12 protein-coding genes are annotated in these 15198 nt (G+C 75.0%); 7 read left to right on the top strand and 5 right to left on the bottom strand.

Features of this window, described 5'->3' with window-relative positions; all coding sequences use genetic code 11:
* Nucleotides 1–20 precede the first annotated feature (20 nt).
* Complete coding sequence (locus HC251_RS18025) at nt 21–281, top strand: hypothetical protein (RefSeq protein ID WP_219941997.1); 261 nt, start codon at nt 21–23, stop codon at nt 279–281.
* 209 nt (nt 282–490) lie between these two features.
* Here the strand turns inward: HC251_RS18025 and HC251_RS18020 are convergent, their stop codons facing one another.
* Both HC251_RS18020 and HC251_RS18015 read right to left on the bottom strand, forming a co-directional pair.
* Nucleotides 491–1669, bottom strand: coding sequence for an HNH endonuclease signature motif containing protein (locus HC251_RS18020; protein WP_219941996.1), 1179 nt, complete (start codon nt 1667–1669; stop codon nt 491–493).
* Nucleotides 1670–2078: 409 nt separating this feature from the next.
* Complete coding sequence (locus HC251_RS18015) at nt 2079–2906, bottom strand: hypothetical protein (RefSeq protein WP_219941995.1); 828 nt, start codon at nt 2904–2906, stop codon at nt 2079–2081.
* Between the two features lie 74 nt (nt 2907–2980).
* Between HC251_RS18015 and HC251_RS18010 the strand changes: the two genes are divergently transcribed.
* Together HC251_RS18010 and HC251_RS18005 are read left to right on the top strand one after the other, a co-directional pair.
* The gene (locus HC251_RS18010) at nt 2981–5719 is read left to right on the top strand and encodes an AAA family ATPase (RefSeq protein WP_219941994.1); all 2739 of its coding nucleotides are present in this window, start codon (nt 2981–2983) and stop codon (nt 5717–5719) included.
* Between the two features lie 61 nt (nt 5720–5780).
* A complete protein-coding gene (locus HC251_RS18005) occupies nt 5781–5990 on the top strand; it encodes a hypothetical protein (protein WP_219941993.1) in 210 nt (69 codons plus the stop codon).
* Between the two features lie 43 nt (nt 5991–6033).
* On the opposite strand, the gene HC251_RS18000 is transcribed toward HC251_RS18005, so the two are convergent.
* Entirely contained in the window at nt 6034–8283 is a 2250-nt protein-coding gene (locus HC251_RS18000; RefSeq protein WP_219941992.1) for an acyl-CoA dehydrogenase, read from the bottom strand.
* A 45-nt stretch (nt 8284–8328) separates the two neighbouring features.
* Entirely contained in the window at nt 8329–9060 is a 732-nt protein-coding gene (locus HC251_RS17995; protein WP_219941991.1) for a DUF3152 domain-containing protein, read from the bottom strand.
* Nucleotides 9061–9142: 82 nt separating this feature from the next.
* Between HC251_RS17995 and HC251_RS17990 the strand changes: the two genes are divergently transcribed.
* From HC251_RS17990 to HC251_RS17975, 4 genes are all read left to right on the top strand, one after another.
* On the top strand, nt 9143–10747 hold the full coding sequence (locus HC251_RS17990) for an alkaline phosphatase (protein WP_219941990.1): 1605 nt from the start codon (nt 9143–9145) through the stop codon (nt 10745–10747).
* A gap of 87 nt (nt 10748–10834) precedes the next feature.
* Nucleotides 10835–12646 carry a M3 family oligoendopeptidase gene (locus HC251_RS17985; protein WP_219941989.1) on the top strand — a complete coding sequence of 604 codons (1812 nt, stop codon included), beginning with the start codon at nt 10835–10837 and terminating at the stop codon, nt 12644–12646.
* A gap of 88 nt (nt 12647–12734) precedes the next feature.
* Nucleotides 12735–13427 carry a hypothetical protein gene (locus tag HC251_RS17980; protein ID WP_219941988.1) on the top strand — a complete coding sequence of 231 codons (693 nt, stop codon included), beginning with the start codon at nt 12735–12737 and terminating at the stop codon, nt 13425–13427.
* Entirely contained in the window at nt 13424–13909 is a 486-nt protein-coding gene (locus tag HC251_RS17975) for a hypothetical protein (RefSeq protein ID WP_219941987.1), read from the top strand. Before HC251_RS17980 ends, HC251_RS17975 begins: the two co-directional genes overlap by 4 nt.
* 22 nt (nt 13910–13931) lie before the next feature.
* Here HC251_RS17975 and HC251_RS17970 read toward each other — a convergent pair whose 3' ends face one another.
* Nucleotides 13932–15170, bottom strand: coding sequence for a CaiB/BaiF CoA-transferase family protein (locus HC251_RS17970; RefSeq protein WP_219941986.1), 1239 nt, complete (start codon nt 15168–15170; stop codon nt 13932–13934).
* Between the last annotated feature and the right edge of the window lie 28 nt (nt 15171–15198).

Genomic DNA, 15198 nt, shown 5'->3' with positions numbered 1-15198 from the left:
GTTGGTCGTAGCCTGCGGCCATGTCGTGGAAGGGCACGCGATGGATGCCGGTCCCGGCCGGGCCGCGCCACTCCCCGGACTGGTACGACCAGAGCGGCGAGCCCCAGGTGCTCGAGCCGGGCGACCGACTCGGTGTCCCCTGCCACGGCGGCCCGTGCCAGTCTCGCCTCGAGGTGTACCCGCCTCGCCTCGAGATCGCCGAGAAGGGTGGCACCTACGTCCTGATCGACATCGGCCCCCGAGCGGCCTGGCACTACCAGTTCGTCCCGGCCGACGCCTGACGAGGCGCCGACCCACGCGCGTCCACGAGGTGTCTGGCGCCTCGTGGTCCCCGCGGTTCCGCTCGGCAGGTCATGTCGGGGTCCTGAGCGCAGAGACCCAGGTTCCTCCTGCTGGTCCGTGAGGCGGCGCGGGGCACGGAAGGTGCCTGGCACCTTCCGTAGCGCGGTGGTGAGCCCGCACGGTTTGCGGGCTCACCTGGTGTCGAGTTTCAGGCGGCGAGGGCCCGTCGGTCGACGGGCTGGGATCGTCGCTTCCGTCCGTCGGGGGTGGTGATGATGACGGTGGCGTCGGGCATCAGTTCGATGGTCCATCCGGGGCGGTGGACGACGCCGTGGTGGTACCGGCACAGCAGCACGAGGTTGCGTGGGTTCGTCGGTCCTCGGTGGGCGATCCACTCGGCGATGTGGTGCCCGTCGGTGACGTGGGCGGGGCGGTCACAGCCCGGGAACCGGCACCCCTTGTCCCGGATGCACAGGGCCTGGAACAACGGGGCGGGGATGGTCCGTATGCTGCGCCCGTAGTCGAGGACGGTGCCATCGGCTCGGGTGATGACCCGGTGGATGTTCGCATCGCACGCGAGCCGGCGGGCGGCGTCGGCGGTGATCGGGGTCCCGTCGTCGAAGCACCCCTGCCCCCGGCCTGAGGTGAGCTCTTCGAGTCCGATGGTGATGTTCACGTGGGGCCGGTGGCGTCCGCCCTTGTGATCGGACTGGTGGTCGAGGAAGTGGTTGAAGATCTCGGCCAGCCCGTCGTGACGCCGCGGCGCGGGTGTCCGCTCGTCGTCGTCGGAGCGGCGCCCCATCACCAAACGGAGTGCGGCCTGGGCGGCGTGGAACGCCTCGGGTTCGAGGTTCGCATCCAACCGCCCACCGTTGAGCGTCGGCGACAGGTGCGCTGACCGGTCCGGGTCGGGTTCACCGGAGGGCTCGTCGTCGACGATCTCCTTGGCGTGAGCGGCCCAGGCCTTCATGGCCACCACCGCCCCGGCGACGTCGAGCTCACCCAACACGCGGACGAGGTTGTCCTCATCCGACTGGAACAACGGGGTCGTGCGGTCGTTGAGGTTCGCCACCACGGCGGCGACATGCCCACCCGACACCTCGCCGGACAGCCACGCGGCCTGGAGGGCGGGGAGGCGTTCGAGGCGGCCGGCGGTCTTGGCCATCCGGTGGGCGTCATGGGCGGTCATCTGCCCCTTGACCCGCAGCCAGGTGGCCATGGTGGGGCACCCGTCGGCGGTGTCGTGCTCGTTGGTGGACTCGAACCGGCCGACCGCCTGGGAGATCTTGGCGTCGAGACGATCGCGCAGGAACAGCGCCTCTTCGAGGGCGTCGCCGTCGACCGGGATGTCCAGGTCATCGATGGTTGTGGCGAGCGCCTCGAACATGACACTCATGATACCCGCCAGACGGGAATCGAACCCTGGAAACCCGAGAAATCGCTTGGTTTCCCGGCTCCTGTGTGGCCGTGTGAGGCCCGCAGGTCGGTTGTGGTCGGTTGGACCGAAGACGACGACGAGACGCTCAGATCGCCACACAGCATTCCAACGAGATGAGGCCACTCCACCAGCCCGCAGCGCCACCGCCGTACGAGCCATCGGTACGACCGACTCGCAGCGGCCGACGACCGGATGGCCCGCCGAGCGTCGAACGGGGGCCCGGGCGCGTCGCCGCTCCGGGCGGGTGCCCGGAGCGGTCTCGCCGGTCGGTCCGAGGGGGTCGGCCGTGCCGTCTGGGGATCACGTCGCCCCGGCGGTGGTGCGCCGTTGCCGCACCACCGCCGGGACGCGATCGGTGTCAGCCGACGAGCTCGCTGGCCCGGACGGTCACCAGCTCGTAGTGGACCGTGCTGAGCTCGGCGGTGTCGCCGTAGGAGATCAGGCCGACCTCGCCCGGTGGCAGGGGGTCCTCGTCGACCACGTCGACCACCGTCTCGTCGTTGATGCCCATGCCGAGCCGGAGCGAGCCGTCCTCGTTGTAGGCGCAGTAGGCCTGGACGATCGTCGACGCGGGGACGAAGCCCTCGACGGTGAAGGGGCCGCCCAGGGCCTCGCCCTCGCCGCCCTCGAACCGGTACACCGAGCCCCGACCGTCGGGCCCGATGGTGAAGTCGTAGTAGGTGTCGGCCTCGGGGTCGGCGTGGCACACGACGCCACCCTGCGGGGTGCCGGCACCGAACTCGACGATGCCGGCCTCGATGGTGACGTCGTAGAAGGCCCGGCCCTCCCACTCGGTGTGCTGGTCGATCTCCTTCTCCCCGGCGAAGATGTCCTCGTAGAAGTAGCTGTCCTCGATGCCGGCGCAGCCGACGTCGTTGCAGCCGGTCACCCAGCCGGTGTCGCTGTCGAAGGTGTCGTCGAAGGAGTACGCCGCCGTCTCTGGGGCGGTGGTCGTCGGCGCCTCGGTGGTCGGCGCCTCGGTCGTGGTGGGGGCAGCCGTGGTCGTCGGGGCCTCGGTGGTGTCCGGGGCCTCCTCCTGGGCGGCGGCCTGCTCGGTGGCGGGGCTCTCGGTGGCCGCGCCCTCGTCGTCGCCCCCGCCGCCGCCGCACCCCGCCAACAGGAGGGCGGCGAGCCCGATCGTGGCGAGCGCGCTCCGGCGCAGGGGAGTGGTGGTCGTGGGGTGCATGCCCCCACCGTGCGCCCGCGACCCCCGCTCCCGCATCGGGAGAACCCCGTGTCGTGGCCCTAGTGTCATCGCCCATGCTGGTCGGGCGGAAGTACGACCTGGCCTCCGTCACCGCCCTCCTCGACGACGTGCGATCCGGCCAGGGGCGGGCGTTGGCCCTGGTGGGGCGGCCGGGCGTGGGCAAGTCGGTGCTGCTCGACGCCGCCGCCGCCCGGGCCGACGGCATCACCGTGGTGCGGGCCACCGCGGTCGAGGCCGAGACCGACCTCGCCTGGGCCGGGCTGGCCAGCCTGTTGGAGCCGCTGGTCGACGAGGGCGCCCTCGCCGGGCTGGCCGCCCCCCGCCGGGCGGCGCTGGAGCGGATCCTCCTGATCGAGGACGACGGCGGGCCGGTGGACCTCCGGGCCGTCGCGGTGGCGACCCTCGACGTCCTCACCGCCGCCGCCGGCGCGGCGCGGCCCCTGCTCCTGGTCGTCGACGACCTGCACTGGCTCGACGACGAGACCCGCCGGGTCCTGGGCTACGTCGCCCGTCGCATCGCCGACGACCCGATCGGCCTCCTGGCCGCCAGCCGCGTCGCCGGTGACCTGCCCCAGCGGACCATCGTCGACCTCGACCGGGCGTCGGCCGAGGAGCTGCTCCGCCACGAGGGGGTCGGGCCCGCCCTCCGCACCCGGGTCCTGGCCGACCTGGGGACGAACCCGATGCTGCTCGTCGAGGCCGTCCGCCAGCTCGACCCCGCGGTGCGGGCCGGCACCGTCCCACCCCCGGAGGTGCTGCCCCTCCCGGCGACGCTCGCCGCCGGGGCGCGACAGCGGGTGGCCGCCCTCGACGCCGAGAGCCGGACGGCGCTGCTGGTCGTGGCGACCGCGGCCCGGCCCGACCTCGGCGTGGTCGAGGCCGTCCTCGCCGAGGTGGGCGCCACGTCGGATGCGCTCACCCGGGCCGAGGAGGCCCAGATCGTCGCCCGGGACCGGACCGCAGGCACCGTCGCCTTCGCCCACCCGACCCTGCGCGCCGCCGTCCTCGAGGCGGCCCCCGATCCCGACCGGCGCCGGGCCCACGCCGCCCTCGCCCGGCACGCCCCCGACGCCGTCGCCCGCGCCGTCCACCGGGCCCTCGCCGCCGACGCACCCGACGAGGAGGTGGCGATCGGCCTGGAGGGCGCGGCCGAGGAGCTGTGGCGCGCGGGCGCGCTGACGGCGGCGGCGACCGAGCTCGAGCGCGCCGCCGCCCTGTCGGGGCTGCCCCTGCCCGCCGCGGCCCGTCGCGTCCGCGCCGCCGAGGCCCGCCTCGACCTCGGGTCCACGGCGCACGCCGACCGGCTGCTCGACGAGGCCGAGGCCCTGATCGGTCGGGACGACGGTCCGTCGGAGGCCCGCGCTGCGGTGGCGGCGCGGCTGGCCCGGATGCGGGGCCGGGCCCTGATCGTCGCCGGGCGCGACGCCGAGGCGGCGGAGGCGCTGACCGCGCTGGCCCACGAGATCGAGGACGACATGCCCGACGAGGCGGCCCGGGCGCTGCTCGAGGCCCTCGGCGCCCTGGTCCGGACGATCGACACAGAGGGCACCCTGGCCGCGGTGGCCGACCTGGCCGCCGTTGCCGAGCGCAGCGCCCCCGACGTGCAGCTGCGGGCGGCTGCCATCGCTGCCGCTCTGGACAGCCTCATCACCGGTGACGCCGCCCCGGCGGTCGCCCTCGCCCGCCAGGTGCTGGCGGCCGAGGGGGTGGCCGCGGCCGGGACGCTCATCGGGTCGGTGATGGCGCCCATGCTCAGCTACCGGGCCCGGGGCGGCGAGGTCCTGGCCCTGCTGCGCGAGGTCGAGGCGGCCCTGCGCGAGGCGGCGGCCCTGGTCCCGCTGGCCCTGGTGCTCAGCGCCCTCCAGCTCCACCACCACGGCCGGGACCAGGTCGCCGCTGTCCTGGCCGCCGACGAGGCCATCGAGCTGGCGGCCGAGCTGGGCACGCCCCGGCTGGCCACCGTCGCCGCCCACGGCCTGTGCGTCGCCGCCGCCGCCGCCGGTGATCGGGCGGCGCTCGGGCGGGCCCAGGAGGTGCTGCGGGGATCGGACCTGCCGTCGGACGTCACCGTCGCCCTCGTCGGCGAGGCGTCGCTCCTCATGGCCGAGGGGGCCGCCGACGAGGCGGTGGCGGTGTACGAGCGGCTCGCCGACCGGGTCGGGGTGGGCCGGAACCTCAGCCGCTGGGAGCCCGAGCACGTGGAGGCCCTCGTCCGGGCCCGCCGGCCGGCCGACGCTCGCCGCCTCCTCGACGCCCTCGCCGCCGCCGGCCTCGAGCCCCTGGCCCCGACCCGCTTCGCTCGCGTCCGGGCGCTCGTCGTGGGGGACGACGACGAGGCCACCGTGCTGTTCGCATCGTCGTGCCAGGCGTCGGAGGACCAGGGCGACCGCCTGGGCTGGGCCCGCACCCAGCTGTGCTGGGGGGAGTGGGCCCGCCGGCGCCGCCGGAAGGCCGAGGCCCGCACGCACCTCGAGGCGGCGGCCGAGGTGCTGGCCCAGGTCGGCGCCGGGCCGTGGGCCCGTCGGGCGGTGGCCGAGCTCGTCGCCGCCGGCGGGGCCGCCCCGGGTGAGGCCGGGCCGGGCCACGAGGACCTGACCCCCCAGGAGCTCCGGATCGCCCGGCTGGCGGCGGGTGGTGCGTCCAACCGGGAGATCGGCGGGGCGGTCTTCCTGAGCGAGCGCACCGTCGAGGCCCACCTGTCGGCGGTCTACCGCAAGCTGCAGGTGCGGGGCCGCCGGGGCCTGGCCGCCCGTGCCGTCGACGACCCGTGGCTGCGCCCGGCGGCGGGCTGAGGGCGCCGGGCACGGGGTCTCCCCGATGCGCACGGTGCGCCGCCCGAGGTGGGATGGCGCCGTGGTGCCGATCCCCGACCTCCCCGACCTCGCCGGTGCGGCCGAGCGCCTGCGGGGGTGGCTCGACGACCTCGTCGCCGCCGGCGACAGGGCCGGGGGGCACGAGCTGGTCGCCTGGCACCAGACCCACGGCGCCCACCTCATCGCCGCCGCCCTCGCCCTCGAGGAGCTGGCGGCGAGCACGCCGGGGGCACCGGACGACGCGGACTGACCACCGTGCCCGGATCACCTCGGAGACGATCCGGGCGCGCCGCCTAGCGGCCGCCGCGGGGGAGGCCCAGGCCCCGCTCGGCGATGATGCCGCGCAGGACCTCGGACGTGCCGCCGTAGATCGTGGTCACCTGGCAGTGGCGGAAGGTGGCCTCGATCCACCCGTCGGCCGGGGCGCCGGCCCCGCCCGTCTCGTCGCGGCGGCGGATGCCGTCGGCGCCCAGCATGTCGATCATGTCGTCGGCGGCCCGCTGGTAGTGCTCGGTCGTGGCCAGCTTGGCCATGGTGCCCTCGACGCCGGGCAGGGCGCCGGTGGAGGCCAGCCACGCCGCCTTCCACCCCAGGAGGTTGGCCACCTCGTTGCCCATCGCGGCCGACGCCAGGCGCTCGCGGACCGACGGCTCGTCGATGCGGCCGGACTCCCGCGCCCAGCGCAGTCCGTGGGCCAGCAGGCGGACGGCCTCGCCGTACCAGGCCGAGTTCCGCTCGAAGACGAGGGCGGTCATCATCACCTTCCACCCGCCGTCGACGTCGCCCACCCGCCACCGATCGTCCACCCGCACGTCGTCGTACCAGGTGATGTTGGTCCGCTCGCCGCCCATGGTGTGGACCGGGGTGACGCTGATGCCCGGGGTGTCCATCGGCACCAGGAACATGGTGAGGCCCTTGTGCTTGGCCACCTCGGTGTTGGTGCGGGTGAGCAGGAACACGTACTGGCTCTCGTGGGCCAGGGTGGTGAACATCTTCTGCCCGTTGACGACCCACTCGTCGCCGTCGCGCACCGCCCTGGTGGCGCAGGCGGCGACGTCGCTGCCGGCGTCGGGCTCGCTGTAGCCGAGGCAGGTCAGCACCTCCCCGGCGAGCACCTTGGGGATGATCTCGCCCTTCTGCCAGTCGGTCCCCTCGTGCATCAGGGTGTGGGCGACCAGGTTGGCCACGCCGATGCCGTCGACCGGCGCCCCCGACAGGTACATCTCCTCGGTGAGGGCGTTCATCTCGAGGGGGGAGCGGCCCTGGCCGCCCCACTCCTCGGGCCAGCCGGCGGAGATCCAGCCGTCGGCGGCCATGGCCCGGTGGAGCCCCCAGTCGTGGATCGTGCCGGTGGTGTGGGCCCGCTCGATCACCGCGTCGGTGACGTTCTGGGCGAGGAACGCCCGGGCGTCGGCCCGGAACGTCTCCACCTCGTCGGGCAGGCGGAACTCGAGGCCGTCGCGGCGGGCGCGCTCGGGGCGGCGCTCCGGGGCCAGCGGCCCGAGGACGACCGAGTCGACGTCGGCCAGGGGCGCCCCGACGGGGCCGAAGCAGCGGTCGGCCACGTGGAGGAGGTCGTCGCGCGGGTCACCCACCAGCAACCTCACCGTCTTGGCCCGGCGGAAGTACAGCTGGACGTCGTACTCCTCCATGAACCCGTAGCCGCCGTGGACGTGCAGGGAGACGGCGGTGGCGCGCTGCGCAGCGCGGGACGCGAGGGCGAAGGCCATCGCCGGGTAGGCCGCGGCCTCGGGTTCGCCGCCGTCGAGGGCCCACAGGGCCTTGCGGGCGACGAGCCGGGCGCCCTCGAGATCGGTGGCCACGTCGGCCAGCTGGTGCTGGAGGGCCTGGAACGACCCGATGGGGACGCCGAACTGCGTGCGCTCGGTGGCGTAGGCGACCCCGATGTCGAGGGCCCGCTGGGCCACGCCGACCAGCACGGCGGCGGTGAGGGCCCGCCACTCGTCGGCGATGCGGGCGTGGGCGGCGAGGGCCTCCTCTCCGCTGGCCAGCACGACCCGCCAGGCGTCGGCGGGGACGTCGGCCGCCGCCACCGGGCTCATGGCCGCGGGCACCGACCAGGGGTCGGCGCCGACCTCGCGGCTGGCGTCGGCGGCGACCAGGCTGTCGCCGTCGAGGACGAGGGCGGAGGTGGCGACGCCGGCGCCGGGGACGAGCGTGCCCCCGGGGCGGGGGGACACCACGGCGATGGCGCCCTCGGCCACGGCGGTGGCCCGCTGCTCCTGGCCCAGGCTTGCGAGGGCCCGACCGGCGACGGCGACCTCGACGAGGGGCACGGTGGCGAGGGCGGCGCCGCACTCCTCGAGGGCGACGCCGAGGTCGGCGAGGGTCGAGCCCCCACCGCCGACGGCCTCGGGCAGGGTCATGGCCGGGATGCCCATGGCGACCAAGGCGTCCCAGAGGGCGGGGTCGTGGCCCTCGGCCTCGGCCGCCCGGACCTGCTCCGGTCCGGACAGCTTGGCCAGCAGCCTGGCCACCCCGTCCCGGATCATCTCCTGCTCGTCGGTCAGCGTCAGGTCCACGCCCCGATGCTAGAACGCGTTCCTGTTTTCGGTCGTACCGAGGTCTCAGCCGGCCTGGACGTCGGGGGCGGGCCAGGGGTTGGGCGCGCAGGGGGCGATCCCGAGGGTCTGCTGGAGCATCACCGGCGCCAGCGCCCCGGGCCCGGGGCAGGGCTCGTGGTGGTGGCCGAGGACGTGGCCCAGCTCGTGGCTGATGAGGTACTCCCGGTAGCGGCCCAGGTCCAGGCCCGACGGGGCCGCCCCCTCGATCCACCGCCGGACGTTGATGATGGCCCGACCCTCCTTGGCGCACGAGACGTCGCCGTCGGTCCGGAGCGGGTAGCAGAGGAGGTCGACCGTGGCCGGCGTCGCCAGGGTCACGGTCATCTCGGCCTCCGGACCGGGCAGGCGTTGGAGCGAGATGCCGTCGGCCGAGGTCCAGCCCCGCGGGTCGGACAGGATCCGCTCGACCGAGCCGGCGAACTCCTCGACCGGGATGCCCGCGCCCTGCTCCACCTCGACCCGGTAGGTGCGCAGCGGGCCCCCGCCCACCACCGGCCCCGGCGGGCCGGTGTCGGGGAGGAACACCCCGGTCGACCGGGTGGTCGGCGGCGCCGTCGACGACACCGCCGTCGTCGTGGTCGCGGCGACGGCGTCGGTCGAGGTCGTCGCCGTTGCCGCCTCGGGCTCGGGGTCGTCGCGCCCCACCAGGCCCCAGGCCAGCACGGCCACCACCAGCAGGAGGGCGGCGGCCAGGCTCCACCGACGGAGCACCTCGGCGCGAGAGGGGCGACGCATCCGAGCCACCGTGTCACGTCGGCGCACCCGATGCGATCGCGACCCGGTCGCGGGGGCCGGTGGCGTGGCACGATGACCGGCCGTGGAGCCCATCGGTCGTCGATCCCTTCTCGTCGGTGCCGCCGCGACGGTGGCCGCGGTGCGGCTGCGCTCGCTGCTCGCCCCCCTGCCCGCCGGGGCGGCACCGCTGCCGGTCGACCCGTTCACCCTCGGCGTGGCGACCGGCGACCCGACCTCGTCGGGGTTCATCGCCTGGACCCGGCTGGCCCCCGACCCCACCAACGGCGGGGGCATGCCGCCCGATGACGTGCCGGTCGAGTGGGTCGTCGCCCGCGATGCCGCCATGAGCGACGTCGCGGCGTCCGGCACCGTCGCCGCCGTGGCCGAGCTGGCCCACACCGTCCACGTCGACGTCACCGGCCTGGCCCCCGACCGGGAGTGGTTCGTGCAGTTCCACGTCGAGGGGTGGAGCAGCCCCGTCGGCCGGGGCCGCACCCTGCCGGCGTCGGGGACGGGCGCCCTCCGCTTCGGCTTCGTGTCGTGCCAGAAGTACGCGTCGGGCTACTACACCGCCCTGCGGGGGCTGTCGGAGGAGGGCGTCGACCTCTGGTTCCACCTCGGCGACTACATCTACGAGAACGCCGCCTCCGGGCCCGTCCGCCCCGAGGCGACGATCGAGGCCGTCACGCTGGACGACTACCGGAACCGCTACGCGATCTACAAGAGCGACCCGGACCTCCAGGCCGCCCACCACGCCGCCCCGGTCATCGTCGTGTGGGACGACCACGAGGTCGACAACAACTACGCCGACGAGGTCGGCCAGGGCGGCCAGACGACGGCGCAGATCCGGGCCCGGCGCCAGGCCGGGTACCGGGCCTGGTTCGAGCACCTGCCCGTGCGCCTGCCCGTCCCGACCGGCCCCGACCTCCAGATCTACCGCGGGTTCGACTGGGGTGACCTGGCCCGCTTCCACATGCTCGACGGCCGCCAGTACCGGGACCCGGCCCCGTGCCAGGTCGAGGCCGAGGCCAACCCGCTGGGCCTGGCCGACTGCCCGGCCCGCACCGGCGAGGACCGGACGATGCTCGGGGCGGACCAGCGCCGGTGGCTGGCCGACAGCCTGGCGTCGTCGCCGGCGGTGTGGGACGTGGTCGGCCAGCAGACGGTCTTCGTGCCCCTGCCGATCGCCGGTGGCTACAACACCGACCAGTGGGACGGCTACCCCCAGGACCGCCAGCGGGTGTGGGAGCTCCTGCGCCAGCGGCTGAACCCGGTGATCCTCACCGGTGACATCCACGTGGGCGGCGTGGCCCGCCTGCACCACGAGCTCGAGGACGTGGCGACCGAGCGGATCGGCACCGAGCTGGTCGGCACCTCGGTGTCCTCGGCGGCGTCGATCCCCGACGAGCTGGCCGACGTGGCCGACGAGATCGTCGGGTCGATCCCCTACATCGAGTACGCCAACGTCCGCCAGCGGGGCTACACCGTCGTCGACCTCACCGCCGACTCGATGCGCTACGAGTACAAGGTCGTCGCCGACGCGACGGTGCCCGACTCGGCTATCACCACCGCCCACACCGGCCAGGTGCCGGCCCGGGTCGCGCCCGCCGGCCCGCCGCCGCCCGACGGGCCACCCACCGCCGGGCCCGCCGTCCCGGTCACCGCCCCGGCCACCTTCACCGGCTGACGCGGTGCCGGACCCCACGGTGTGGGCCAGGCACACACCGTCGGGCCGCAGGGTCGGGCCGCCGGGCGGGACCGGCAGACTGGCGGGATGACGACGGTCGAGCCCGCCCCCGCCCTGCCCCGCTGGGACCTCAGCCCCTACTTCCGGGGGCTCGACGACCGGGACCTGCTCGGCGCCCTCGAGGAGGTCGCCTCCTCGGTGGGCCGGTTCCAGGCCCTGTGCGACGAGCGGGACGTGCGGGCCGGCGAGCCCCGCGCCGTCAGCGCCGAGGACGGGGAGACGGTGGAGCTCGTCCTCACCGCCCTCGACGAGCTCATGGCGCGCTCCCGCCTCGTCGGCGCCTACCTCTACGCCCACACCACGACCGACGCCCGCGACGACGAGGCCGCCCGCCTGTCGGTCGAGCTCCAGGCGAGCACGGCCTCGCTGAGCCCGCTGATCAAGCGGGTCGAGGGCTGGGTGGCCCGCCTCGGTGCCGACGCCCTGGCCGCGACCGGCCCCGTGGCCCGGGACCACGCCTTCTGGCTCGAGCGGGCGGCCCGTCTGGCGTCGCACCAGATGAGCGAGGCCGAGGAGGGGCTGGCGGCCGAGCTGGGCCTCACCGGCGGCCGGTCCTGGGCCCGGCTCCACGGCGAGATGACCGCCACGCTCACGGCCACCGTCGACCTGCCGGACGAGGGACCGACCGACATGCCCGTCACCGAGGCCCGGGGTCTCGCCGCCCACCCCGACGGGGCGGTGCGCCGGGCCGCCTTCGACGGGGAGGTGGCGGCGTGGCGCTCGGTCGAGATGCCGCTGGCGCTGGCCCTGGCGTCGCACCGGGGCGAGATGGTCGCCCTCGACCGCCGGCGGGGGTGGGAGGGCCCGCTGGAGGTGTCCCTGGCCACCAACAACGTCGACCGGGCCACGCTCGACGCCCTCACCGCCGCGGTGCGGGCGTCGCTCCCGACCTTCGCCCGCTACCACCGGGCCAAGGGCGCGTCGCTCGGCCACGGCGACCGGGGGTTGCCGTGGTGGGACCTCCTCGCCCCGCTGGGCACCCCGCGCCGCTTCACCTGGGACGAGGCCGTGGCTGCGGTCGAGCATGCCTTCGGCACCTACTCGCCCGGTCTCGTCTCCCTGCTGCACCGCGCCGTGGGGGAGGGGTGGATCGACGCCGAGCCCCGGCCGGGGAAGGTCGGCGGCGCCTTCTGCATGCCGGTGCGGGACGAGGAGAGCCGGGTCCTGCTCAGCTTCGACGGGTCGTTCAACAGCGTCCAGACCCTCGCCCACGAGCTCGGCCACGCCTACCACAACACCCAGCTGGGCCATCGGCCCTGGCTGCTGCGGGCGACGCCCATGGCGCTGGCCGAGACGGCGTCGATCTTCTGCGAGACGGTGATGGTCGAGGCCGGCCTGGCCGCCGTCGGCGACGACGTCGCCGCCCGCCTGGCGATCCTCGACGGCGACCTCGTGGGCTCGGCCCAGGTGGTCGTCGACATCCACAGCCGCTTCCTGTTCGAGCAGGCCCTGTCGGCCGAGCGGGCCCGGGGGGCGGTGGGCCCGGCCCGCATGACCGCCCTCATGGCCGAGGCCCAGGACGCGGCCTACCTCGACGGCGTCGACCCCGACCACCGCCACCCGCACATGTGGGCGGTGAAGGGCCACTACTACACCGCCTTCTACAACTGGCCCTACACCTTCGGCCTGCTCTTCGGGCTCGGGCTCTACGCCGAGTTCCGGCGCGACCCCGAGCGCTTCCGCGGCGGCTACGACGACCTCCTCGGCGCCACCGGCCTCGGAGACGCTGCCCCGCTGGCAGCCCGCTTCGGGATCGACATCCGCGACGAGGCCTTCTGGGCGTCGAGCCTCGACGTCATCGGCGACCGCATCGAGGCCGCCGTCGCCCTCATGGGCTGAGCGCACGGATCGCCTCGGAGGCGATCCGTCGTGCGGCGGCGGCTCGTGCGGCGCCCGCCCCGGGGTCTGGTCTGGCAGCCTCGGGACCGTGGAGCGCCGCCTGTACCTGCACGAGGTCGTCGACGTCGTCGGTCGGGGGGCGGCGCCGTACATGGCCCACGTCGTCGGCTTCGACCCCGGCACGGTGGCCGACCGGGGCCTGGCCCTGGCCGGGACGTGGGAGGTGGTGGGCACCACGGGGCGGTGGCCCCAGGTGGTGAACCTGTGGGACGTGGTCGACGGGTGGGAGGGGTGGACCCGGCTGACCCGGCGCACCAACCTGGCCAAGGCCGGCAACACCGAGCTGGCGGGCTGGTGGGACGAGGCCTACAAGAGCCGGACCGGTGGGTTCGACCGCCTGCTGGTGTCGGCGCCGGGCGCCCCCGACCCGATGGAGGCGGCGGCGAGCGGCGTCCGGGGTGAGGTCGCCGTCCACGAGCTGACCCGGGTCCAGCCCGGCGCCGGCTCGGACTACCTCGCGGCCGTGGTCGACCGCTGGGCGCCGGCCGCGGCCGAGGTCGGGGTGCACCTGGTGGGGGCCTTCGAGGTGCTGATGACCGATGTCGAGGTGGTGACGGTCTGGGCCGCCAGCCTCGACGCCCACACGGCCATGCTCGAGGCCGGCGTGGACGGTCCCGCCGTCCTGCCCGGCTTCGCCGAGTCCCGCCGCCAGTGGTGCACGGCGTGGCGCGAGGAGCTCATGGTCCCCGGCCCCGGCAGTCCCTTCCACCCCGGGACGTGACCGCATCGACCGGCTCCGCCCGGACGCGGGCGACAGCCGTGGCGTTGGTCCTGCTGCTCGCCGGGTGCGCCGAGGGTGACCCGGGGGCCGACGGGGACGTCGAGTCGCTGGGGGCGCTGGTGCCGAGCCCCGTCGCCGCCGAGCTGACCGCCTCGGGCCGGTGCGACGACGATCGCCTGTGGGCGGCCGACGACGCCGGGTCGATCGCCGTCACGGTCGGCGCCGAGGCCGACGTGGACGAGGCCATCCTCCCCAGCGAGGAGGTGGACGTGGTCGTGCTCCACGGTGAGGACCTGACGTCGGGCCTCTGCCGCGCCGGGGCGGCGGCGGCCACGTCCCCCGGCGTCCAGGGCCGCGTCGCGGTCGAGCGCGAACCCGGCGGCTGCGCCACCGGGTTCCGCGTCGACGGACTGGAGGCCGCCGACGGGACCACCTTCGGCCCCATCGAGGCCCGCCCCGTCGAGGGGTGCGCGTCAGGCTGAGGGAGGCGCTGGCGCCGGGTCCTCAGCCCAGGGCGCCGTCGGCCCGGAGCCGGGCGATGCGGTCGGCGTCGTAGCCGAGGACGTCGGTGAGGATCTCGTCGGTGTGCTGGCCGACCGTCGGCGCCTTGGTCGGCTCCGGGATCGGTGCGTCGAGGAACTTGAGCGGGCTGGGGACCTGGTCGGCGCCGACCAGCTCCTTGGGGATCCACGGCAGGCGGTCCTGGAACTGCGGGTCGTCGGCGATGGTCTGGGGCGTGTTGACCGGGGCGATCGGGGTGTTGTGCTCGTCGCCGAAGCGGACCCACTCGGCCGTGGTGCGCTCCCGGAAGACATCGCGCAGGATGACCCGCAGCTCCTCGTTGCCCCGGGCGTGGTCGGCGTACTGCGATCCGGGGTGCTGCTCGAACAGCTCGGGCCGGCCGATGCCGTCGCAGAAGTTCTTCCAGAACTCGCGCTCGGAGGACATGAAGAGGATGTGGCCGTCGGAGGTCTCGTAGAACTGGTAGCGGACGCCGTCCTTCATGCCCGCCGTGCCGGGTGCCCGGCGCTCGAACCCGTCGGCCTCGTTGCCGGTGACCTCGCTCTCGGGGCGCTCGTAGGCCTTGTAGGTCTCGCTGCGGAGCCAGTCCATGGCTGCGGCGGCGTCGCTCTGGGCGATCTCGAGCTGGCAGCCCTCGCCCGTGGCCCGGGCCTTGGTGATCCCGGCGAGGATCCCGAGGGCCCCGAACAGCGGGCCGGCGTGGATGCCCACCGAGGGGTGCTCGGGGATGAAGCAGAAGCCCTCCTCGGTGGTCTCCGGCTTCACCAGCCCGGCCCACACGTCGTAGGCGATCCCGTGGCTGGGCATGGTGGCGTAGGGACCGGTCGCGCCGTAGCCGGAGATGGTGCAGAAGACGATCGCGGGGTTGATCTCCTTCAGCGCCTCGTAGCCGAGGCCGCGCCGCTCGAGCCCGCCCGGGCGCATGGCCTCCACCACCGCGTCGGCGTCGCGGACCAGGTCGAGGAAGACGGCCCTGCCCTCCTCGGTGCGCAGGTCGAGGGTGATCGACCGCTTCCCCCGGCTGATGTGGAGGTGCATGAGCGACGTGCCCTCGACGATGGGCCAGGTCATCCGGCGGATGTAGTCGCCGGTCGGCGGCTCGACCTTGATGACCGTCGCCCCCAGGTCCGCCAGGTGCGTGGTGATGGCGCCGGGGCCGAGCATCGAGCACTCGACGATCCGCACCCCGGCCAGGGGCCCGACCCGATCCTGCTCCGACATGTGCGCTCCTCCGGTCCCGAGAGATCTG

The sequence above is a fragment of the Iamia sp. SCSIO 61187 genome, from assembly GCF_019443745.1.
In the GTDB taxonomy this organism is placed as follows: domain Bacteria; phylum Actinomycetota; class Acidimicrobiia; order Acidimicrobiales; family Iamiaceae; genus Iamia.
Note: the sequence above shows the minus strand (reverse complement) of the source record. Positions and strands in the feature narration are given on the sequence as shown.